General features: G+C 70.1%; 19 protein-coding genes and 3 pseudogenes. 9 read left to right on the plus strand and 13 right to left on the minus strand.

Annotated elements, in window-relative coordinates:
- Positions 1-49: 49 nt before the first annotated feature.
- On the minus strand, positions 50-826 hold the full coding sequence (locus EJG53_RS37065) for an alpha/beta fold hydrolase (RefSeq protein ID WP_125048542.1): 777 nt from the start codon (positions 824-826) through the stop codon (positions 50-52).
- Between the two features lie 111 nt (positions 827-937).
- Between EJG53_RS37065 and EJG53_RS37070 the strand changes: the two genes are divergently transcribed.
- Positions 938-1,765, plus strand: coding sequence for a helix-turn-helix domain-containing protein (locus EJG53_RS37070; protein ID WP_167515224.1), 828 nt, complete (start codon positions 938-940; stop codon positions 1,763-1,765).
- Between the two features lie 160 nt (positions 1,766-1,925).
- Here EJG53_RS37070 and EJG53_RS37075 read toward each other — a convergent pair whose 3' ends face one another.
- Positions 1,926-2,315, minus strand: coding sequence for an ATP-binding protein (locus EJG53_RS37075; protein WP_125048544.1), 390 nt, complete (start codon positions 2,313-2,315; stop codon positions 1,926-1,928).
- A gap of 796 nt (positions 2,316-3,111) precedes the next feature.
- On the opposite strand from EJG53_RS37075, the gene EJG53_RS37080 reads away from it, so the two are divergent.
- Positions 3,112-3,477 carry a MerR family transcriptional regulator gene (locus EJG53_RS37080; RefSeq protein ID WP_125048545.1) on the plus strand — a complete coding sequence of 122 codons (366 nt, stop codon included), beginning with the start codon at positions 3,112-3,114 and terminating at the stop codon, positions 3,475-3,477.
- Between the two features lie 90 nt (positions 3,478-3,567).
- On the opposite strand, the gene EJG53_RS37085 is transcribed toward EJG53_RS37080, so the two are convergent.
- The 8 genes and pseudogenes from EJG53_RS37085 to EJG53_RS37120 form a co-directional block, all read right to left on the minus strand.
- Complete coding sequence (locus EJG53_RS37085) at positions 3,568-3,876, minus strand: SCO5918 family protein (protein WP_125048546.1); 309 nt, start codon at positions 3,874-3,876, stop codon at positions 3,568-3,570.
- A 49-nt stretch (positions 3,877-3,925) separates the two neighbouring features.
- Positions 3,926-4,329: pseudogene (locus tag EJG53_RS37090) on the minus strand (CBS domain-containing protein).
- A gap of 46 nt (positions 4,330-4,375) precedes the next feature.
- Complete coding sequence (locus tag EJG53_RS37095) at positions 4,376-5,857, minus strand: DEAD/DEAH box helicase (RefSeq protein ID WP_125048548.1); 1,482 nt, start codon at positions 5,855-5,857, stop codon at positions 4,376-4,378.
- 343 nt (positions 5,858-6,200) lie between these two features.
- Positions 6,201-6,404, minus strand: a complete 204-nt coding sequence (locus EJG53_RS37100; protein WP_003985808.1) for a cold-shock protein — start codon at positions 6,402-6,404, stop codon at positions 6,201-6,203.
- Between the two features lie 362 nt (positions 6,405-6,766).
- A pseudogene (locus EJG53_RS37105) lies at positions 6,767-6,901 on the minus strand (undecaprenyl-diphosphatase); the annotation flags it as partial.
- Positions 6,902-7,442: 541 nt separating this feature from the next.
- Entirely contained in the window at positions 7,443-7,892 is a 450-nt protein-coding gene (locus EJG53_RS37110) for a hypothetical protein (protein WP_125048549.1), read from the minus strand.
- Positions 7,893-7,977: 85 nt separating this feature from the next.
- Positions 7,978-8,256: a hypothetical protein gene (locus EJG53_RS37115; RefSeq protein ID WP_125048550.1), complete on the minus strand. Its 279-nt coding sequence runs from the start codon at positions 8,254-8,256 to the stop codon at positions 7,978-7,980.
- A gap of 251 nt (positions 8,257-8,507) precedes the next feature.
- A complete protein-coding gene (locus EJG53_RS37120; protein WP_125048551.1) occupies positions 8,508-10,583 on the minus strand; it encodes a glycoside hydrolase family 36 protein in 2,076 nt (691 codons plus the stop codon).
- 425 nt (positions 10,584-11,008) lie between these two features.
- Between EJG53_RS37120 and EJG53_RS37125 the strand changes: the two genes are divergently transcribed.
- The 6 genes from EJG53_RS37125 (at position 11,009) to EJG53_RS37150 (ending at position 17,360) form a co-directional block, all read left to right on the plus strand.
- Entirely contained in the window at positions 11,009-11,797 is a 789-nt protein-coding gene (locus EJG53_RS37125; RefSeq protein ID WP_167515225.1) for a GntR family transcriptional regulator, read from the plus strand.
- 176 nt (positions 11,798-11,973) lie between these two features.
- Positions 11,974-13,269: a D-tagatose-bisphosphate aldolase, class II, non-catalytic subunit gene (locus EJG53_RS37130; protein ID WP_125048552.1), complete on the plus strand. Its 1,296-nt coding sequence runs from the start codon at positions 11,974-11,976 to the stop codon at positions 13,267-13,269.
- The gene (locus EJG53_RS37135; RefSeq protein WP_125048553.1) at positions 13,266-14,423 is read left to right on the plus strand and encodes an SIS domain-containing protein; all 1,158 of its coding nucleotides are present in this window, start codon (positions 13,266-13,268) and stop codon (positions 14,421-14,423) included. Before EJG53_RS37130 ends, EJG53_RS37135 begins: the two co-directional genes overlap by 4 nt.
- Positions 14,424-14,472: 49 nt before the next feature.
- Positions 14,473-15,465 (plus strand): N-acetylglucosamine kinase, encoded by a 993-nt coding sequence (locus tag EJG53_RS37140; RefSeq protein ID WP_125048554.1) that lies wholly within the window; start codon positions 14,473-14,475, stop codon positions 15,463-15,465.
- Positions 15,462-16,412 carry a DMT family transporter gene (locus EJG53_RS37145; protein WP_125048555.1) on the plus strand — a complete coding sequence of 317 codons (951 nt, stop codon included), beginning with the start codon at positions 15,462-15,464 and terminating at the stop codon, positions 16,410-16,412. The genes EJG53_RS37140 and EJG53_RS37145 overlap by 4 nt, the downstream gene beginning before the upstream one ends.
- A gap of 96 nt (positions 16,413-16,508) precedes the next feature.
- Positions 16,509-17,360, plus strand: coding sequence for a class II fructose-bisphosphate aldolase (locus EJG53_RS37150; protein ID WP_125048556.1), 852 nt, complete (start codon positions 16,509-16,511; stop codon positions 17,358-17,360).
- Between the two features lie 37 nt (positions 17,361-17,397).
- On the opposite strand, the pseudogene EJG53_RS37155 reads toward EJG53_RS37150, so the two are convergent.
- From EJG53_RS37155 to EJG53_RS37165, 3 genes and pseudogenes are all read right to left on the minus strand, one after another.
- A pseudogene (locus EJG53_RS37155) lies at positions 17,398-17,541 on the minus strand (IS481 family transposase); the annotation flags it as partial.
- Positions 17,542-17,643: 102 nt separating this feature from the next.
- Entirely contained in the window at positions 17,644-18,621 is a 978-nt protein-coding gene (locus EJG53_RS37160) for a DUF3500 domain-containing protein (protein ID WP_244955496.1), read from the minus strand.
- 56 nt (positions 18,622-18,677) lie between these two features.
- Positions 18,678-20,189, minus strand: a complete 1,512-nt coding sequence (locus tag EJG53_RS37165; protein WP_125048557.1) for an MFS transporter — start codon at positions 20,187-20,189, stop codon at positions 18,678-18,680.
- Between the two features lie 113 nt (positions 20,190-20,302).
- Between EJG53_RS37165 and EJG53_RS37170 the strand changes: the two genes are divergently transcribed.
- Positions 20,303-20,911: a TetR/AcrR family transcriptional regulator gene (locus tag EJG53_RS37170; protein ID WP_003985418.1), complete on the plus strand. Its 609-nt coding sequence runs from the start codon at positions 20,303-20,305 to the stop codon at positions 20,909-20,911.
- Positions 20,912-20,964: the final 53 nt, after the last annotated feature.

The raw sequence follows: 20,964 nt of genomic DNA on the forward strand, positions 1-20,964 counted from the left end.
CGTGGGCGGATGATCAGGGGCGCAGCCCGTCGTCGGGCCGCGAGAACGGTCAGGTGGCCGGCGCGAACGCGGTGATGGCCTCGACGAGGCCGGCCGGGGCTTCCAGCGGGATCAGGTGACCGGTGTGGGGGAGCACCACGAACTCGGCGTGGGAGAGGTAGGGCACCAGGTTGTCGCGGAGTACGCCGACGGGCTCCACCTGGTCGTGTTCTCCGGCGACGACGAGAGCGGGCACGTCGACCCTGCGCGTGTGCTCGGTGATGTCCTGCGCGATGCCGCGTAGCGGCCACTCGGTACGGGCGGCGTCGGTGGCGGTCCGCGAATCGGTCACGATCTGCGCCTTGACCGACGCGGGCAGATCGGTAGCGGTGAGGACGTGATCCCGTGCCCCGGCCACGGACTCGGCGGAGTCGTAGGCGTGCGACAGGGCTTCCTGGTACTGGGGAGTGACCTGTGCGGCGGGCTTCGCCGGGCCGGAGCCGACGAGGACGACACCGCGCAGGCCGGCCGGCCGGGTGGCCGCGACCAACTGAGCGACCTTGCCTCCCATCGAATGCCCCACCAGGACGTAGTCGGTGACCCCCGCATCCGCGAGCACGGCGAGCGTGTCGTCGGCGAGCTGACCGAGCGTATAGGGACCGGGCAGGGTGCTCGACCGGCTCCATCCGCGGAAGTCGACCGTGAGCATGTCACGGCCCGCCAGACGGTTGACTACGAGGTCCCAGGTGCGGGCGGAACCGCCCCAATAGTGCAGGAACACCAGGGTCGGCCCGGTCCCCGGCTGATGGTCGTAAGTGGGCAGAAGTGTCTGCTGCGTGGCGGTCATGGTGGCCCTTCCGGTCGGTGCTCTGGGCAGTTGCCCTGTGTATTCATTGAAACTTCTGCACCCGGTCAGGGCATCGGTACGACTGGTCGCCCGATGGTGGAAACTGGACACGTGAGCGTGATCCGGCACATGACCTACCAGCCCGCGGGACGCCGTGCCGCCTCGGTCGAGACGATGACGTTCGGCCGCCTCCGCGAGCTGAACGACGGCGGCACACAGCGCGCCGACTTCCACGTCCTTGCCGTCATCGACGCCGGACCCGGCTCGGTCACGGTGGACTTCCACCGCCACCCGCTCCAGGACCGGTCCGCGGTGTGGATTCCACCCGGCGCGGTGCACCGATGGGACGACATCGCCGACGTGGCAGGGCACCTCGTGCTGTTCGTGCCGACCGCGCCGGTCACCCACGCCACCCGCGAACTCGTCGCCTTCCCGGACCCGGCCGCGCACTGGAGCATCCCCGACGCCGACTGGCCCTTCGTCGACGCGGCGCGCAGCCATCTCCTCCTTGAAGCATCCGCCCCACCCAGCGACTCCCGGACGGATCTGCCCGCCATCCTGCTCTCCGCGCTGATCACCCGACTGCACCCACCGCACGCCGAAGCACGTCCCACCCACCCGGCGTTCCGGCTGTTCCGCTCCAGCGTCGAAGCACACTTCCGCCAACACCACGACGCCGGCTACTACGCCCGTACGCTGGGGTACGCGCCCCGCACCCTCTCACGAGCGGTGCAACAGGCCACCGGCCGCACCGCGAAGGCGTACATCGTCGAACGGATCACCCTGGAAGCCAAACGGCTCCTCGCGCACGACCGCCTCACCGCCGCCCGCTGCGCCGACGTACTCGGCTTCCCCGACGCATCCAACTTCTCGGTGTTCTTCCGCAAGGCCACCGGCAAGCGTCCGGGCGCGTGGCAGGCGACGGCGGCCGCCGAGTGAGGGGTGCCCACGAGAACACTCACATTTATGAGCGCGTGGCGTCAGAGCCCCATGTGCCCCACCCCTTCACTACCGGACCGGCCGTCTCCCACGTCGGCCTCGGTATGCAGGCTTTCGGCTCAGTGGTCTCAAGGGGCCGGCGGGGCCGCCCGCGGTGGCGCTACCGGGGGAGGAGCGCGCTGACCTTCTTGCCGCCGGACGGTTCGGGGGTGACCGCGGTGGTGCGGGCGAGGCGGTTGACCAGGGGCCAGCCGAAGCCTCCGGTGCCGCCGCTCAGGTCGGGGGTGCGCAGGCGCGGTGCCTGCGGGCTGGGGTCGTGCACGGCCACCTCGATGCCGTCCGGGTGCGCGGTCAGCTCCAGAGTCCAGGTGCCGCCCGCGTGGCGCAGGGCGTTGGTGACGAGTTCGGAGACCACCAGGAGCACGGTGCCGGCGGCCTCGGACGTGACCGGCGGAAGAAGGCCGTCCAGGAAGGCCCGAGTGTCCCGGCGCGCGTCGGCGGCGGTGCTCCCGGAGCGAGCGGGGGCGACGCAGACGCTCGCCGTGTCCATCAGCTCACCTGGTCCTTGCATCGACGATGTCCCGGTCCTGCCTGTGTGGTGCGTGTGCCCGGCTTGCGGCCCGGTATTCCGGCGGTGCGGGCGGTGTGTCTCGCCCGCACCGTTCGAAGCCGATTACCTTTCCGCCGGACACGCAAAAATCTATGTCGGCCGTAGTAGACATCGGGTGGTGGCATGGGTATGGTTTCTTTCGTAACCCAGAGAGACCGCAGGGCCCGGCAGAGACGAACTGCTGGGCAGCAGGACCCGCAGATGCAGCATGCAGGACGGTGCGGCGGTGGAGTCCCGAAGCCACGGTTGCAGGATGGCGACGGGGCTGACGGCCGCACCGGGTGGCCCGCAGTGATCAGGGGCCGCCGTGAGCAGGACTCCGGTGAAGGCGTCGGCTGCAGGCGCGCGCACCGGGACGTACGGCAGTGAGCCTCACGCCGCAGGACGGGCAACGGGGTCGGCTGCCGGAGTGCGGCGCTGTCACAGGCCGCAGAGCAGTTCGCAACACGAGTAGTACGCAGCAGAGTAGTTGATCACGAGGGAAGGACGGAGGAGCGATCGCCATCAGGATCGCCCGGGCGCACGTGAGAGGCCCGGGTACCGCAGGACATCGATAGTGAGGTGGTCTCCGGTCAAGCAACCGCGATCCCCGCAGCCCCGGCAGCCTTTCGGCCGGGTCGGCGGACACAGAAGGCCGGCGCATTATCCAGGCCGGCAGATGGTGTAGTAGTTCCTTCGGGGCCCGGGTGCCAGGACGGCATCCGGGCCCCTCGACGCGTGCCATGAGAGAGGTTCAATGACAGCAGACGACTCGTACGACCGGATCGACGACGAGGACTACCCCGCCTACACCATAGGGCGGGCCGCCGAAATGCTCGGCACCACCCAGGGATTCCTCCGCGCCATCGGCGAGGCGCGCCTGGTCACTCCGCTCCGTTCCGCCGGCGGCCACCGCCGCTACTCCCGTTACCAGTTGCGCATCGCCGCGCGTGCCCGCGAGCTCGTCGACCAGGGCACCCCCATCGAGGCCGCTTGCCGCATCATCATCCTCGAAGACCAGCTCGAAGAAGCCCAGCGGATCAACGCCGAATACCGCCGTGCCGCCGAACGGCCGGACCCGCCGGCGACGCCTGGGACCGGTGAATCTTCAGAAGGTTCGTGATTGCCGCGCCGCTGATGCTGCCGGCGGCGCTCCTTCGCCCGGGCCGGGAGCCGCCTTGAGCCACGGCTGACATGCCCCTGTTTTCCCCGGTCAGGCAGGCAGGGGAGTGCCGAGCATCGCGGAAGCGTGCTGGAGCGGGCTGAGGACGGGTACGGGTGCGGCCTCGGAGACGGGGTGGCAGGTGAAGCCGAGCCGCGTCATGGCCCGGACGACTTCGCCGGCGGTGAAATCACGGCGGTCCTGGCGTGTGATGATCTGGCCGACTTGCTTGACGGGATAGCGGCGGCGGCCGATCGTCACGGATTCACCGGTGCCGGCTTCGGGCTTGACGCCTTTCATCGACTCCAGGACGCCGCTCTTGGTGAGCTCGAAGGGGAAGCGGGCGATGACACAGCGCATGTGACCTCACAGGGAGAGGGGAAGAACGGCCTGGCCGGGGCGAGGCCGTTCAGCGGGAGGGGGCGAGGAGGCCCGGAGCTTCGTCTTGCTCATCGACCACCGGCAGGCCACCGGGCCGACGGGTGCACCTCGCGTGCTCGGCTTCGGCCATCGTGGTCAGGGTGCGGCGAACGGCGCGTGGGCACCGAGGACGTCGCGCAGGCGGATGCGGTCCGTGTAGGCGGAGCTGTTGCGGACGGCAGTGAGTTCCCTATGGGTGACCCGAGCGGTGCACTGGCTGTCCTGATCACAGACGACCAGCCGGCCCGTGCGGGCTGCGGCCATGACGGACAGCGCCACCTCGACGCTCATGTCGTCCCAGACCTGCGGTCCGGCCGCGTCCATGGCCTCGGCCGCCGTCCTGTGCGCGGGGTCGGCGTCCGCCGGGCGGGTCTGCATCTGAACCAGCGTCAAAAGGTGCCTCCTGCAGTTATGGGTCAGCTTCCTGAACGTGAAGGTTCTAGGCCGCCGCATGGACGACAGACTTGCGTACGGGCGCACGCCGGTCGGAGCGGCGTCGGCCCCGGGAGGAAGCGCCGCGCCGCGGACGTTCGGCCGCCGGTGCGGTGATGACGACCGGGATGCCGGACGGGGCCTGGGCGCCGGTGATCCGGCTCAACGCCTCCTCACCCGAGCGGACCTGGGTGGTCTGCGGCTGGATCCCGGCGTCCGACATCAGCCGGACCATGCCGCGGCGCTGGCCCGGTGTGACGAGGGTGACGACACTGCCGGACTCACCGGCGCGGGCGGTCCGGCCACCGCGGTGGAGGTAGTCCTTGTGATCGGTCGGCGGGTCGACATTGACGACGAGGTCGAGGTTGTCGACGTGGATGCCGCGCGCCGCGACATTGGTCGCCACCAGCACGCTGACGTGCCCCGTCTTGAACTGCGCCAGCGTGCGGGTGCGCTGCGGCTGCGACTTTCCGCCGTGCAGCGCGGCGGCCCGTACCCCGCTGCGGAGCAGATCCCGGGTGAGCCGGTCGACGGCGTGCTTGGTGTCCAGGAACATGATCACGCGGCCGTCGCGGGCGGCGATCTCCGTGGTGGTGGCGTGCTTGTCGGCGCCGTGGACGTGCAGGACGTGATGCTCCATCGTCGTGACCGCACCGGCCGACGGGTCGACCGAATGCACGACCGGGTCGGTGAGATAGCGGCGCACCAGCAGGTCGACGTTACGGTCCAAGGTGGCGGAGAACAGCATCCGCTGCCCCTCCGGACGCACCTGGTCGAGCAGCGCGGTGACCTGCGGCATGAACCCCATGTCAGCCATCTGGTCGGCCTCGTCCAGCACCGTGATGCCCACCTGGTCCAGCCGGCAGTCGCCACGGTCGATGAGGTCCTTGAGCCGGCCCGGGGTCGCGACGACGATCTCGGCCCCGTCCCGCAGCACGCCGGCCTGCCTGCCGATCGACATGCCGCCCACCACCGTGGCCGTCCGCAGCCGGACGGAGCGGGCGTACGGAGTGAGCGCGTCCGTCACCTGCTGCGCCAGCTCGCGGGTCGGTACGAGGATCAGCCCCAGCGGCTGTCGGGGCTCGGCACGCCGGCCGGCGGTGCGGGCGAGCAGCGCGAGGCCGAAGGCGAGGGTCTTGCCGGAACCGGTGCGCCCGCGGCCCAGGACGTCACGGCCCGCCAGAGAGTTCGGCAGCGTCGCGCCCTGGATCGGGAACGGGGTGCTCACGCCCTGCCTGCCGAGTTCGGCCAGGAGCTGCTCGGGCATGCCGAGATCGGCGAAGTCGTCGACGGCGGGCAGTGCGGCGGTGATCGTCTTGGGGAGCGCGAACTCACCCTGCGCCGCGGCCGGGCGGCGGCCATGACCGCCGGAACGGTTCGACCCACCGGAACGGCGCGGCGTCGAGCCGGAGCGGCCGGCGCCCTTTCCGGCGGCGGTACCGGCACTGCGGGTGCGGTCGAAACGGTCGTTCGTGCGTGTGCGGTTCATGCGGAACCTTCCTCGATACGGCGCATATCAAGGAATCCCCGCAGCGATGAGCGCCATGGAATTTCAAGTATGGACCGATAGTAAAAAACACATCTGGCCGATAAGGGACGCGCGGGCGCAGATGCTGAAACAGGTGGCGCGCCGGGATGCGTAAAAACCGGGCGCCGACTTCGGTATGGTCCCTGAGGGTGCCTCTGCACCTCTCTAGGGGACTCGTGCGTGGCAGGGTTACGGATTCCTCCGCGTCACCTCGCCTCGCCGGTGATACCGCTGAGGGAATAACGTGCGACTGGGGCCCGCACCCCGAAGGATGCGGGCCCCAGCTTCACAATGTGCGTCAGTGTCAGGCCGGAACGATGTTCTCGGCCGTCGGGCCCTTCTGGCCCTGCGCGATGTCGAAGTTCACCTTCTGGCCTTCGAGCAGCTCACGGAAGCCCTGGGCGGCGATGTTCGAGTAGTGGGCGAACACGTCGGGGCCGCCACCGTCCTGCTCGATGAAGCCGAAGCCCTTTTCCGAGTTGAACCACTTCACGGTGCCAGTAGCCATGCCATATCTCCTTCGGGGCAGTACATCGGCATCCGCACTGCGCGGACGCCGTGTCGCCGTAATGATTACCCCGCCCGGAAAATGACCGGAAATACAAAAACGCTCCCGTCGGCCGGAGCCGAGCGGGGGCACTTGAAGTTCGGGAACCACAACTGCAACTGAGATCGACAGTAGCACGCCGCGCCGGGCCCTGCCGCTTGATTAATTCCACTCCGCTCACTGCGGCAAGAACTTTCACTACGCGGCCCGTCAAACTCTCACTTCGCGGGCGCAGATATTGGTCGACCCGGAGTGCAGCCTCCAGAAAAAGCGAAGACTTCAGGCGCAGGCGGGGGTAGTTCCAGGGGTCCGGAACCGCCCCCTCAGCCTGCGGATTCGCCCGCGTGCGGGCTAGGGACGCCCGCGCTGACCAGGGCGAAGAGGGCGATGCCGAGGAGGATGCGGTAGATGACGAACGGCATGAAGCTCTTCGTCGTGATGAACGTCATGAACAAGGCTACGAGTACAACTCCTTCGCCTGCCTGACCTGCGCATTCATCCACTCCGCGAGACCGAATGGGAGGGGGATGGGAGAAGCGGCCGTCCAATCCGCCCCAAGCGTTGCCAGGAACCTCATCCAGCGCTCTTGGAGTGACTCCATGATGGCGCGTTCCATGGCCGGGGTGCGCAGCGGCAGGGCGTCGTGCCGGGCCGGCCGCAGCTCGCCCCCGGCGGTGTAGCGACGGTATCCGGCCGGGGCGGGGCGGTGCCGGGAACTCAGAGGCGGATGCGGACGGTGTCGCGGTCAAGGAGGTATTCCCAGGACAGGTGCGGGCCGGGGAACAGGCGGTAGTGGCGGGGCGGGCAGGAGCAGGCCGGCCAGGTGTGCCCACAGAACCGAGGCGTCCTCTGGGCTCGCGTCGGGTGGCGGCAGGACGGTGATGAACTGTGCACCTCGGGCGAGGATCCGGTTGGTGCGATGCTGCTGCTACGTGCGGCCGAGGTACAGGAGGAGGACGCTGATGGCCAGGCTGATGGCGACAGTGGGCCCCCAGGTGGTCAGCGTGTCGCCGAGGTGGGTGAGCAGGACGCCCGGTCGGCGGCCTGGATGATGCGCGAGTTGACTGCGCGCGCTGAGGCCACCTGCTCGGTGATCTCCGCGCGCAGCCAGGTGTTCTCCAGGCACAGCCGGATCGCGGCACCCACGGCGGCGAGCAGTTCCCGGTCGTCGTCGAGTGCGACGTCGTGGACGAGTACGGTGGTGGGCTTGCCGTTGCGTTCGGCCACGGGGGTGGTGTCGGACCCGGTCCCGGGGGGCAGGCGCAGTAACTCGCCGCCCGGGGAGAGGTAGGCGCTGACCTGCTCGTTCCACAGCCCCAGCAGCGCGATCTCCGTCAGGTCGGACAGCAGCGTGACTGTCATCATCGGGGTCGCGGCCCCCTGTGACGGCTGCCGCGGGAAGAGGGCGTACAGCACGTCCCAGCCGAAAAAGGCCAGGGGCAGGGCCACGACGATCCCGACCGGCAGTGGACACGACGGCGGGCCTTCGAGCTCGTGCGCCGGCGCCGGACGAGGATTACCACGCACGCGGCGGTCAGCAGTTGGCCGAGGCATCGGTAGACCAGGTCGACGGCCTTGAAGAGGGCGATGAGCGGGGAGCGGGCGGCTGTCCCGGCCGTCCTCGCCCGGCGGCCGCGCAGGCCGCGACCACGAAAAGCGAGAAGGCGTCCGCCAGTACGAAGCCGCTGGTGGCCAGCGCCTGGACAGTGAGCGCCACCGCGCAGACGCCGCGCGCCGTGCCGGCCCGCCAGATGACCGACGGTGACGCCCAGGACAGCGCGACCACACCGGCCATGACGAGTCCGAGCCCCACCTGACCTGCCGGAAGGCGGACCGCATCGGGGAAGTGGAGCACTCCGGCCGTCAGATAGAGGCCAGGCTGTAGCCCATGGTGTAGGCGAGTGCGTGGCCGCGAGGACGCGCTGCGGCGGAGTGTGGTGTCCGGTATCAGGCGGGGCGCGCGGGACTCCACGTCCCAGGTGAAGAAGCGGGGGCCCGGCAAGCCTTTGGCACGTCACTCGCACTATCAAGAGTGTTGCCCCGGCTGCCCGGGCCCCCGCCTGATCAGCCGATGGGCTCGGCCACGACGAGCTGGAACCGCTCGAAGGACAGCTTGACGGTGTTGTGCTGAGCAGTGGCGGTTCCGAGTGACTTGCCGGTGAACGGGTCGGTCAGGCGGTACCGCCTGCGGCCCAGACCGCGCAGCTCGACCGTCCCGTCCCACTGGTCGGCGTAGAAGGCGTAGTGGAGGGTCCGCTTCTTGGCCACGACATGCGCCTCGGGCTTGTCGAAACCGATGTCGTACAGCTCACCGCGGTACTCGCCGGTGGGCAGCATGTTCTTCTCGTACAGGGACACCCACTTGCGCCAGAGGACCTCCTTCTCCGGGGTGAGGTCGGTCGCCTTGTCCGGGGCTCCGGCTCCGGGGAGGGTGAACTTGGTCGACAGGACGGCTCCGACCCCGTAAGAGGACGCGAAGTCGTTCCCGCCGTCGCTCAGTTCGACGTGGTCGCCGGCGTAGCTGCTGCCCGCGCCCATCAGCGCCTTCATCGACTTGCCCTTGCTGCGGACCTGGTAGGAGGACTCCGGGTCCGAGCTGGGGTACTGGTCGACGTAGGGCAGGTTGTGGAAGGCGAAGGCGGTGCCGCAGGGGCAGAGCTCGACGAGGGCGTCGGGGTTCGCCTCGTGCGCGGCTTCGTGGATCGCCTTCCAGAACAGGGCCACGCCCTCGGTGGATTCCTCGGGGCGGGCGTGCCGGTGCTTCGGGTTGTAGCAGGGCGCGACGCTGTTGAGGTGCTGGCCGTCGATCTTGAGCCCCTCGTAACCCCAGTCGCCGATGAACCTCTTCGCCTGCTCGACGAAGTAGTCCACCGTCGGCTGGTAGGCCGGACAGAGGGTGTAGGCGTCCCACCAGGTGACGTCCTGCTTGTTGCCGTCGCGGTCCAGCAGCAGCATGTCGGGCCGGTCCCGGAACAGGTTGCTGTCGGGGTCCGCCGCCAGCGGGGCCCACCACAGGCGCGGCCGCAGGCCGGCGTCCCGTATCTCTTTGGTGAAGGCCCGCATGTCCGCTTCGCCGCGCGGGAACTTCGCCGTGTCGATGTCCCAGTCGCCCTCGTTGGTCTGCCAGCCGTCGTCGAGCGCGGCCCAGCGCAGACCGACCTCGTGCGCCTTCGGCAGCGTTTTGGTGACCTGCTCGGTGGCGAAGTTGCGCTCGTAGCCCCAGGCACACCAGATGGGCTCGAAGGCCGAGGCAGGGACCTCGGGGGCGCGCCGGCCAATGTCGCTCATGTAGTCGCGGTACCGCTGGAGCGGCACGAAGTGGTCGCCCGGGAGGGCGGTCAGGAACGTGGTGTCGGTGCTGAGCCGACGGCCCGGCCTCAGGGTGCGGGCGGTGTCGTCCTGGATGGCGATGCTCGCTCCGGCGTCGGTCTTGCGGACCGGCATGCGCAGGACCGTCGCCACGGGCTCGACATGTCCGACGGAGAGGCCCGCGCCGCGGCGCCAGACGGTCGCCAGCGGGGTGCCGCCGCCGTAGTCGGAGGAGTCCATCCCCAACGAGTTCTCCTGGACATAGCCGTCTTTCACCGGCATCACCCAGTCGCGGCGGTCCGTGTACGTGGTGCCGGAGAAGGTGTAGAAGCCGCCGGGAGTCTCCAGGAGTTCGTGGGCTCCGTTGCGCCACCCGGTCACCTTCAGCGCCGTGGAGGACCTGTTGGTGTAGGTCACCTGCATCACGATCATGCCGGTCAGACGCTCGAAGGAGGTCAGCACGACCGTCTTCCGTACGCCTTCCTCGGACGTGCCCTCGATCGTCACCCGGACACCGGCGCCGTGGCGGGGGTGCCGGGTGGCGCGGGTCCGGTGCCCTCGGTAGGTGAACGCCTCGATGGCCTTACCGCCCACCAGCAGGGCCTCGCCGGCGTCGAAGCGGGTGAGGCCGACGCCCTTGAGCGCCACCCGGCTGCGCAGTTGGTCGTCGAACTCCAGGGTGATGGAGGTGTCGCCGACTCCGACGAGGTCAGGCTCCGACTTCGGTGCGGCGGCCGCGGGTGAGACGCCCATGACCACGGCGGGGAAGGCGGCCAGGCCGGCACCTCCCAGCGCCACCTTCAGTACGCTTCGCCGGTTCATGTCCGTCATGTCGAACTCTCTTTCGGTCGTGCGTGCCCGACTGGGGCAGCCGCCTTGTGTCCGTCGTTGGGGATCGTCAACGTCGAGCCGCACGTTCGCGACGAAGCGACCGTCCGTAGAGCTGGTCGATATCTGGTCTGCTACCGGTTTTCGCAGTAGGGCGGCTGGGTCGGGGACGGCGTACCGTCCGAACGGGTGCCCCAGTGCGAGGTCGTCGTCGGCAGTAGCAGGCAGACATCCTCGGTGAGCTGCGACAACGGTGCCTCGATCACCGGCGGGTGCCCGAGGCGCGGCGCAACGGAAAGTCGCTCACCGGCGACTTCTTCAGCATCGGGTGGCCTGCTTCGGGAACGTAAGCGGTATGCGAGTGTCATGTCAACGGGTGCCTTCTGAACGGTGGTTCGCGTCGTCGAGCAAATTGGTATGCTTCTGGTATGACAGATGCGCGAACGTCGATGCCCAAAGGTCTGTTCGGTGACGATGTCCTCCCGTTGTACGAGCGCACAGCCGCGCGGTTGCTCGACGACCTGCGCGCCGCTGCCGCCCGCCCCGGTGACCGGCTGCCCTCCGAGCGGGCTCTGGTCGACCGGTACGCCGTGTCGCGTGTGACGCTGCGAGCGGCCCTCGCGCAATTGGAGTCGCGGGGCATCGTGCGGCCGTCGTCGTCGCGCGGGTGGTTCGTCGCCGAGCTCGGTCTGCTCCCCGAGGCGACGCCGACGTCCGCCTCGGCGGCCCCGCAGGTCCAGGGGTTCGCCGACTACGCGCAGGCCAACGGCTTGACGACGGCCGGCAAGGTGCTCTCCGCCACCGTTCGCCCGGCCACGGTGTCCGAGGCAGAGCAGCTCCGGATCGCTCCGGGCGCCGATCTCTTCGACCTCCACCGACTCCGCTTCCTCGACGGTCTGCTCGTCGTGCTGGAGCACAACCGGCTTCCGTTGGCGGCCTGTCCTGCCCTGGCCGAGACCGACTTCACCACGGCCTCGCTCTACGCCACCCTGCGCGCCGCCGACCCGCCGCAACTGCCCCGCGTCGCCGACTATTCGGTCGAGGCCCGCCACCCGACGCCACGGGAGATCGAGCTGTTCGAGATCGAGGAGACCATGCCGATGCTCGTCGCGACCCAGCTCACGTCCAACCAGGAATCACGCCCGATCGAGCTGACCGTCCAGGTCTACCGGGGGGACCGCTACCGGTTCCGGGCCTCCATCACCAACCAGTCTTAACCGATCACCAACCGGACTTGGACGATCGCCGCGGGTCTGCCGTCGGCTGTGCAATACCAGTCGCATACCAGAATAAGACTATTGACGACCCCAAAATAAGACCAGTACTGTCCGGCGTGAGCCGCAGGCCATGACGACGGATCGGCTTGAGATACTCGTCGAGTAAGGGGTTGGCAATGCAGAGCCCGTTGAGCGAGGTGGTCCGGCGTCAGAAGGCCGGACAGCCGCAGGGCATCACCTCGGTGTGTTCGGCTCATCCGCTGGTCATCGAAGCAGCCGTGGTACAAGCACGGGAGACCGGCGGTCAGGCACTGGTGGAGGCGACCTCGAACCAGGTCGACCAGTACGGCGGTTACACGGGCATGCGGCCCGCGGACTTCCGCGACCTCGTGTACGGCATCGCCGCCGAAAGTGGTCTGCCACTGGACCGCGTGATTCTCGGCGGCGACCACCTCGGACCGAACCGGTGGCGGTCCCTGACGCCCGACGAGGCGATGGAGCGGGCCGACGCCCTGGTCGCCGCCTATGTGGCGGCGGACTTCACCAAGATTCACCTGGACTGCAGCTTCGCCTGCGCCGGTGACCCCGTACCGCTGACCGACGACGTGGTCGCCGAACGCGCCGCGCGGCTGATCCGGGTGGCCGAGGAGACGGCCGGCCCCGAACGGGCCGAGCAGATCCGGTACGTGATCGGTACCGAGGTGCCCACACCCGGCGGCGCGCACGAGACGCTCCACGCGCTCGCCCCGACCACGCCCGAGGCGGCGCGCACCACTCTGGAGCAGCACCGCAAGGCGTTCGCCCAGCACGGCATCGACGAGGTCTGGCCGCGCGTCATGGCCCTCGTGGTCCAGCCGGCCGTCGAGTTCGACCATGTGCAGGTCGTCGACTACCGGCGCGAGCTGACCGAGGAACTGCGCAAGGTCCTCGACGACGAGCCCACCATGGTCTACGAGGCCCACTCGACCGACTACCAGACCGTCGAGGCGCTCACCGCGCTGGTCGAGGACCACTGGGCGGTCCTCAAGGTGGGCCCCGGGCTGACCTTCGCCCTGCGCGAGGCGCTGTTCGCCCTCGCCGCGATCGAGGACGAGCTGGTCCCGGCCGCCGCGCGGTCACGCCTTCCCGAGGTCGTCGAGGAGCGGATGCTCGCCGAGCCCGCCAAGTGGGAGGGCTACTACCCGGGCAGCGCTGCCGAGCAGGGCCTCGCACGCCGCTACAGCTACAGCGACCGGATGCGCTACTACTGGCCCGACCCTGAGATCGAAAAGGCCCAGGCCCGGCTGATGGACAACCTCTCGGCCATGGACATCCCCCTGCCGCTGCTCAGCGCCCACCTCCCCCTCCAGTACGCCCGTGTCCGCCACGGCGAGCTCGCCGCCCGGCCGCGCGACCTGGTCGTGGACCACGTCCGCGACGTTCTGCGTGGCTACGACCGCGCCTCCGACCCCCGCCTGATGGAGCACGTGTGACCACGCCTTCCGGCCCGCTGTCCCTGGACGACGGCGCCGCCCACACCGTCCGCGAGATCACCCAGCAGCCCGCCCTGTGGCGGGAGGTCGATCGGATCGTCGCGGCCTCGCGGGAGTCGCTGGATGCCTTCGTGCGTCCGCTCGTCGCCCGCGGTGACCTGCGCGTCGTACTCACCGGTGCCGGGACCTCCGCGTTCGCCGGCCAGGTGCTCCAGCCCGCCCTGGCCCGGCGCCTGGGACGCCGCGTCGACGCGGTCCCCACCACGGACCTCGTCGCCGACCCCCGCGGCTGTCTCGCCGAGGACGTTCCCACGCTGCTGGTCTCCTTCGCGCGCTCGGGCGACAGCCCGGAGTCCGTGGCCGCCACCGCCCTGGCCGACCAGGTCCTCTCCGAGGTGCACCATCTCGTGGTCACCTGCAACGAGCAGGGCCGCCTGGCCCGCGAGCACGCGAAGCTGCCGAAGTCCCACGTGCTGCTGATGCCGGCCGCGTCCAACGACCGCGGTTTCGCCATGACGTCGAGCTTCACGTGCATGACGCTCGCGGCACTGCTCGCTCTCGGCGGCAGCGCCTACGACGGGGTCGCCGAACGCCTGGCCGAGGCGGTCGAGTCGATCTGCGAGAGCGACGCCGTGGACCGTACCGTCGGCGCCCTCGTGGCCCGCGCACCCGAGCGCATCGTCTTCCTGGGCAGCGGCCCGCTGAAGGGCCTCGCCGAGGAGTCGGCGCTGAAGGTGCTCGAACTCACCGGTGGGAGGCTCATGGCCGTCTCGGAGACCTCGCTGGGATTCCGGCACGGCCCCAAGGCGGTGCTCAACGACCGTTCGGTCGTCGTGGTGTACATGTCGAACGACCCCTACACCCGCAAGTACGACCAGGACATCGCCGCGGAGCTGCGCGGAAATCTTCCCGCCGGCAGCGTCGTCACGGTCTCCGCGGGCCCCGACGCGGAAGCGGAAGGCAACGACGCCTGGCCGCTGCCGGGCCTCGACGGCGTCGAGGACGTTGCCCTGGCGCTGTCCGCTGTGGTGTACGCCCAGCTCATCGCCCTGCGCGCCTCCCAGGCCCGGGGCCTGCGGGCCGACAACCCGTTCCCCTCGGGTGAGGTCAACCGCGTAGTGCAGGGCGTGACCCTGCACTCCTTGCACAACTGATCAAAGGCATCAACGGCGCGGCTCCAGGGCGCCGGACGGAGGTACAACGATGTTCCTAGGTGTCGACGGTGGCGGTACGAAAACCGCCTTCTGCCTGGTCGACCGCGGCGGACAAGTCGTGGCACGAGCGCAGGCGGCAAGCTCGTACTACTTCTCCCACGGCATCGAACTCGTCGGGCGTGTGCTGGGGGAAGGCGTCGACGCCGTCTGTGCGGCGGCCGAGCTGACCCCCGCCGACATCGAGTACGCCTTTTTCGGCCTGCCCGGTTACGGAGAGGCGGCCCGCGATCTGCCCGTCCTGCACGCGACCCCGCGAGCCGTGCTCGGACACGACCGCTACGCCTGCGACAACGACATGGTCTGCGGCTGGGCCGGTTCACTGGGCGCGGCCGACGGCATCAACGTCGTCAGCGGCACCGGCTCCATGACCTACGGCGAGCGGCTGGGCCTGGGCGTGCGCGTCGGTGGCTGGAGCGAGATGTTCGGCGATGAGGGATCGGCGCACTGGATCGCGGTCCGCGGCCTCAACGCCTTCTCGCGGATGAGCGACGGACGGCTCCCCGAGGGCCCCCTGGCCCAGGTGTTCCGGCGCCACCTGGATCTCGCGTCCGACCTCGACGTGATCGACGTGGTCCACAACCAGTGGCAGGGCGACCGCAGCCGGATCGCCGCGCTCAGCCGCTCGGTGGCCGAGGCGGCCGGTCTGGGAGACGAGGCCGCCTCGGCGATCCTCGCCGAGGCCGGCCGGGAACTCGCCCTGATCGTCGACGTCACCCGCGAGCGGCTGGAGTTCGGCCCGGACGAGACCGTACCGGTCTCCTACTCGGGCGGCACCTTCGGCGCCGACGTGGTTCTGGAGGCGTTCGCCACCGGACTGAAGAATCGTTCCACCCACTACGAACTGCGACAACCTCTGTACGAGCCCGTCGTAGGTGCCGCCCTGTACGCGGCGAAAATCGCCGGAACCCCGCTCGACCAGCCCGCGCTCGAAGCGCTGCGCATGGCCTCCGGGATCTCTGCCTCAAGAGGGGAAGACCGATGAACAGAGGCACGAAGAGCTGGATCCTGTACGCGTCGCTGCTGGTCCTGTTCTGGGGTGTGTGGGGCGCCTTCTCCAGCGAGCCCAACAGCAGGTACGACTACCCCAACGAGATGATCTACATCATCTGGGCCTTCACGATGCTCATACCCGCGTACTTCGCGCTGCGCGGCAACACCTTCGACCGCCGGCCGATCGCCGCCGTGTACGGACTGATCGCGGGACTGACCGGCGCCGGCGGCCAACTCCTGCTGTTCCACGCGCTCGCCAACGGCCCGGCGTACCTGATCTTCCCCCTGGTGTCGCTCTCCCCGGTGGTCACCGTCGTCCTGGCGATGGCGCTGCTGCGGGAACGGATCAACCGGCTCGCCCTGGTGGGTGTCGTCGCGGCGCTGGCGGCGATCGTGCTGCTCAGCATTCCCAGCGGTACGGACGACTCGAACGCGCACGGCCCGTGGCTGCTGATGGCCGTCCTGGTCTGTGTCGCCTGGGGCGTGCAGGCGTTCTGCATGCGCAAGGCCGCGGTGGTCGGGGTCAACGACGCGACGACCTTCGGCTGGATGACCATCAGCGGACTGCTGCTGGTTCCGGTGGCGTTCGTGATGATGGGCGATTTCCCGTCCGGCGCTCCGTGGCAGGCGCCGGCACTCACCGCGGTGACGCAGGTCCTCAACGCGGTCGGCGCGTTGTTCCTGGTCATGGCGTTCAGCCGGGGCAAGGCCACGGTCGTCGCCCCCGTCACCAACGCGCTGGCCCCGGTGCTGACCATCGTGCTGTCCCTGGCGGTCTACCGGACGCTCCCGAACGTGTGGGGCACCCTCGGTATCGTGCTGGCCCTCGCGGGCTCGACCCTGATGGTCTACAGCGACGAGAAGAGCGGCGAGAACTCCGTGGCCCCGGGCGCGGCGGACGAGGGCGCGGACCTGAGTCCGGCCCTGCCGAAGTCCTGATCGCCCACATATCCGTACCCGGCCGAACCACGTAGCGGTACGGGCTGACACCGGCCCGTACCCACCGAACCGACAGGAAAGCGAGGGGACACCTCCATGCCCCTGGTTCCCACGCGCGAACTCGTCTCGAAGGCCGCCGCCGCAGGCCGGGCCGTCGCGGCGTTCAACGTGATCACGCTGGAGCACGCCGAGGCGATCACCGCCGGCGCGGCCGCCGCGGGCACCCCGGGGGTGATCCTGCAGATCAGCGAGAACGCCGTACGGTTCCACGGCGGCCGGGTCGAGCCGATCGCGCGGGCCGCGGCCGAGGTCGGCAAGGTCTGTGACGTCGACGTCGCACTGCACATGGACCACGTGACGGACATGCGGCTGCTGCGCACGGCGGCCGACGCGGGGTTCTCCTCCGCGATGTTCGATGCCGGGGCGCAGCCGTACGCCGAGAACCTCGCCGCCACCCGCGCCGCGGCCCGGTGGGCCCACGGCGCGGGCCTGTGGCTGGAGGCCGAACTCGGCTATGTGGGCGGCAAGCCCGACGCTCCCGCGAGCGCCCACGCAGCCGGGGTGCGCACCGACCCGCAGGAGGCGGCGCGCTATGTCGCGGACACCGGCGTGGATGCCCTGGCCGTCGCCGTCGGCAGCAGCCACGCGATGACCGAACGCTCCGCGGTCCTGGACCACGCGCTCATCGCACGCCTGCGGGAGGCCGTGCCCGTACCTCTGGTGCTGCACGGTTCGTCGGGCGTCGGCGACGACGATCTGCGACAAGCCGTTCAGGCGGGCATCGTGAAGATCAACATCGGTACCGCTCTCAACGTCGCGTTCACCGGCGCGGTCCGCGGGACGCTGACGGAGCGCCCCGACCTGACCGACCCCCGCCCCTACGTCGCCCGGGGCCGGGAGGCGATGGCGGAGACGGTCCGGGTCCTGCTCGGTGTGGTGAGCGGCTGAGCGGGGCCGAGGGTTTCCCCGCATCTGATGTCGCCTGGATGTATTGACCCGCAGGGTTGTTGACGCGGCTGATGGGCGGCTTGCCGTCGAGTGCGGTGTGGCACCGGTGTTGATCGTGGGTGGGCAGGAAGTCGACCAGGTCTGCGGTGCGTTCGGCGTTGCCTGAGTACGGGCGGGGGTATGGGGCTCCTCGGCAGTTGCATCGGTCACCGGAGCCACCCGAGCACGCCCGTTGACCATGCTGCCGCACCACGAGACTCCGGGGTCCCCGGCAGAGTCGGCCTCAGGGCCGCAGGCCGCCGTAGTCCGTATGACGGTCGCGCCAGACGGAGTGCGGGTGGGGCTCGGTGGTGGAGTACGGCTCGTCCATGCGCAGTTCGATCCAGACGGACGGTCCGTCGATGCGGACCGAGTCGCCTGTGCCGGTGAGGCGGGCGGAGCCGGCGTAGGCGACCGTCGTCTCGTCGAGCTCCGCTTCGTAGCGAGCGAGGATACGGGCGGCGTTCGTGTCGTCCACGTCCTCCACCCAGGCCCGGATCGCATCGAGTGCGAGGGCGCGTTGGCCGGCGGAGAAGTCCGCGACGGCGGTGCCTTCCTGGCGGGTGGGGAACGTCCAGTCACGGCCGGGGCGGAGCAGCAGGTCGTCGAGGCGGTCCGGCAGTTCGGCCGCGCGCCGCTGCGCGGGGTCGAGCGAGGCCAGCAGGGCGCGCAGGGCCTGGCGCTTGCGGCCCATCGGGTCATACGTGTGTCCCTGGTACGAGAAGGGGCGGCACGGTTCGACGGCGCGGAACGACGGGGTGGCTCCGGTGAGCCGGCCGCCCTCGTAGGTGTTCGCGACGGCGAGGTGGTGGCCTCCGCACTGCAGTTGCCACCGGCCCTCAGCGGTCGGCTCGCCGAGGAAGGCGATACGGAAACCGGTCCGGCCGTAGCCATCGCCCATGCCGGTCGAGCGGAGATACTCGTCGGCGATGATGTGCTGCCTGACGCTGTCGGCGCCCCGGTCGGGTCCGGTGCCGAGCGCGGCTTCCAGGAGGCGCGTCAGGGCCTCCCACTGGATGCCGGAGAGGGAGGCGAGGTTCACGCCGAGCCGTCCGGAGCGGCCGAGCGACCACTGCGGGTAGGTGTGCCAGCGGCGCGCGTTGGCGAAGGTGTGCGGGTGCAGCAGGTCGGCGCGTTGTGTCCGGCCGAGGGAGGCTTGAAAGCTTTTGGCCGCTTCGAGGACTTCGGGGTACGGGTCGTCGGAGGCCGGCATTGTCGTCATGGTGCTTTCCTTTCGCTGGAACAGTCGTGTCGGTGGCGTGGCTGCGCCGGCACGGTTCACGCGGTGTGCTGCCGTGTGCGGCGGGCGGCCCAAGTGGCCCCGGCGACCACGAGGACGCCGGCGCAGAAGGCGCTGACGGCGGCGACCCGGAGCGCCGCGTCCGCGCCGTCGACGTAGGCGGCGACGATGTGCGTGTGCCGGGCCGGCGCCTGGGCCAGTGCCTCGGCGACCGTGCGCGGTGCACTGTCCGCGCCGGTCACCGCGGCGGGCAGGTTTCGTGTGAATCCGGCGGTGAGTGCCGTGCCCACGACGGCGACGCCGAGGGCGCTGCCGAGTTCGCGGGTGGCGGACTGCAGTCCGCCGGCGACGCCCGCCTGCTGGGGCGGCAGTCCCGCCGTGATCTCCTGGGTGAGGCAGGGCAGTGCCAGGGTGATGCCGATGCCGACGAGCACCAGCCAGCACGCGTACACGGCGTAGGGCTGTTCCGAGGCGGTCGAGAGGCCGAACAGGCCGCCCGTGGTGGCGAGGAACGCGGCGGCGAGGGTCACGGCGTGCCCGGCGCGGGCCACGAGGTGCCGCACGTACCGGGTGCCGAGCAGCAGGGGCAGCGTCATCGGCAGGATGCCGAGTCCGGCGCCGAGCACGCTGAAGCCGCGGCCGTACTGCAGCAGCGAGGCGTTGACGTAGAACAGGCCGAAGTTGGCGAAGAACGCGACCACCATGCCGATGCTCGCCGTGGCCAGGAGGGGGTTGCGGAAGAGCCGCGGGTCGAGCATGGGGTGGCGCACCCTCAGTTCGACGGCGAGCCACACGGCGGTCAGGGCGGCGCAGAGTGTGAAGGCGGTGACCACGAATGCGCTCGTCCATCCGAGTTCGGGGCCCTCGATGATGCCGAGGAGGAGGGCGACGGCCGCCGCGACGAAGAGAAGCGCGCCGACCGGGTCGAGCCCACGCTCGTGACGGCTGCTGCGCGGCACGGCGGCCGCCGCCCAGAGCGCGCAGGCGAGCGCGACGAGCACGACGGCGAGGAACAGTGTCCGCCACGACCCGCCGGTCAGGAACGCTCCTCCCCCGACGTTGCCGACCAGGCCGCCGATGCCGCTCACACCCGCCCACACCGCGAGTGCGCGACCGCGTCGCTCGGCCGGTGTGGCGTGGATGAGGATGCCGACGCAGTTCGGCAGTACGAGTGCGGCGCCGATCCCGGTGAGCACCCGGCCGGCGAGCAGGATCGCGACGGTCGGCGCCAGGGCCGACAGCGCCGCTCCGGCGGCGACCGTGAACAGCCCCGTGAGCAGGGCGCCCTTGCGTCCGAAACGGTCCCCGGCCGCGCCGCCGGGGATGACGAGGCAGGCGAAGACGACGACGTAGCCGTCCACGATCCAGAGCAGTTCGGACGAGGTGGGGTGCAGGTCGCCGGCCGCGAGCAGGGGGACCGCGAGGTTGATCGCGGCCACGAAACCGATCACGAGCGTGGTGCACGCGCTCACGCAGGCGAGGACGACGACGGCGCGGCGCGCAGCCGCCCTGCGGTCCTCGGGAGAGGCGTCGATGTCGGTGCGCAGCATTCTTCTTCCTTGAGCTTCCTGGGCATCTTGGATTCCCGCGGTTTCCGGGGGCGCGACACCACATATACGAGACAGTTTGTCTCCTATGTGTTTGCGCGGGTACGCTTCGAGGCATGGAGCAGCAGAGTGCCCGTCTCGGCCGGCCCCGGAGCGAGCGGGCACGCGCCGCCGTTCTCCACGCCGCCGACGATCTCCTCGTAGAGGTCGGTTATGCGGCGATGACCGTGAAGGGCATCGCCGACCGCGCGGGCGTGGGCCGGCAGACCGTGTACCGATGGTGGTCGACGAAGGCGGAGATCCTCCTGGAGGCCAGTGCCGACGACGCCCGGCAGGAGCTCGCAGTGGAGCCGACGGGCGATCTCGTGGCCGAACTCGCCGCCTATCTCGACGCGTTGACGGTCTTCCTCACACGTTCACACGCGGGGGCGGCCTACCGCGCGCTGATCGGCGAGGCGCAGCACGACCCGGCCGTCGCCGCCCTTCTGGCCGACCACGACGTCATCGGCGACAGTGCGCGCGTCATCCTCAGCCGCGCCCTGGGCGCGGACACCTGCCGCCGTACGCTCGACCAGGCGACGGCGTCCCTCATCGGGCCGGTGTTCTTCTGGCACTTCACCGGCCGCGATCCGGCACTTTTGGACACGGCCGCCCTCGCCGAGACCTGCGGCCGGCAGCTCGCGCGGCGGTCCGGGACGTCCGGGGGCGGCGGCAGCGCCGACTGACGGCACAGGCGTCCGGGGTGTCGGCACTGCCTGCCCCGCCGCGTCGGCTGACG

Source organism: Streptomyces chrestomyceticus JCM 4735 (assembly GCF_003865135.1).
In the GTDB taxonomy this organism is placed as follows: domain Bacteria; phylum Actinomycetota; class Actinomycetes; order Streptomycetales; family Streptomycetaceae; genus Streptomyces; species Streptomyces chrestomyceticus.

Excerpts from the sequence above, each read along its gene's own strand:
- EJG53_RS37100 (WP_003985808.1), bottom strand. The coding sequence starts at position 6,404 with ATGGCTACTGGCACCGTGAAGTGGTTCAACTCGGAAAAGGGCTTCGGC.
- EJG53_RS37140 (WP_125048554.1), top strand. The coding sequence starts at position 14,473 with ATGTTCCTAGGTGTCGACGGTGGCGGTACGAAAACCGCCTTCTGCCTG.
- EJG53_RS37095 (WP_125048548.1), bottom strand. The coding sequence starts at position 5,857 with ATGAACCGCACACGCACGAACGACCGTTTCGACCGCACCCGCAGTGCC.
- EJG53_RS37160 (WP_244955496.1), bottom strand. The coding sequence starts at position 18,621 with ATGACGACAATGCCGGCCTCCGACGACCCGTACCCCGAAGTCCTCGAA.
- EJG53_RS37085 (WP_125048546.1), bottom strand. The coding sequence starts at position 3,876 with ATGCGCTGTGTCATCGCCCGCTTCCCCTTCGAGCTCACCAAGAGCGGC.
- EJG53_RS37125 (WP_167515225.1), top strand. The coding sequence starts at position 11,009 with ATGACAGATGCGCGAACGTCGATGCCCAAAGGTCTGTTCGGTGACGAT.
- EJG53_RS37080 (WP_125048545.1), top strand. The coding sequence starts at position 3,112 with ATGACAGCAGACGACTCGTACGACCGGATCGACGACGAGGACTACCCC.
- EJG53_RS37145 (WP_125048555.1), top strand. The coding sequence starts at position 15,462 with ATGAACAGAGGCACGAAGAGCTGGATCCTGTACGCGTCGCTGCTGGTC.
- EJG53_RS37170 (WP_003985418.1), top strand. The coding sequence starts at position 20,303 with ATGGAGCAGCAGAGTGCCCGTCTCGGCCGGCCCCGGAGCGAGCGGGCA.
- EJG53_RS37150 (WP_125048556.1), top strand. The coding sequence starts at position 16,509 with ATGCCCCTGGTTCCCACGCGCGAACTCGTCTCGAAGGCCGCCGCCGCA.
- EJG53_RS37120 (WP_125048551.1), bottom strand. The coding sequence starts at position 10,583 with ATGACGGACATGAACCGGCGAAGCGTACTGAAGGTGGCGCTGGGAGGT.
- EJG53_RS37130 (WP_125048552.1), top strand. The coding sequence starts at position 11,974 with ATGCAGAGCCCGTTGAGCGAGGTGGTCCGGCGTCAGAAGGCCGGACAG.
- EJG53_RS37165 (WP_125048557.1), bottom strand. The coding sequence starts at position 20,189 with ATGCTGCGCACCGACATCGACGCCTCTCCCGAGGACCGCAGGGCGGCT.
- EJG53_RS37065 (WP_125048542.1), bottom strand. The coding sequence starts at position 826 with ATGACCGCCACGCAGCAGACACTTCTGCCCACTTACGACCATCAGCCG.
- EJG53_RS37075 (WP_125048544.1), bottom strand. The coding sequence starts at position 2,315 with ATGGACACGGCGAGCGTCTGCGTCGCCCCCGCTCGCTCCGGGAGCACC.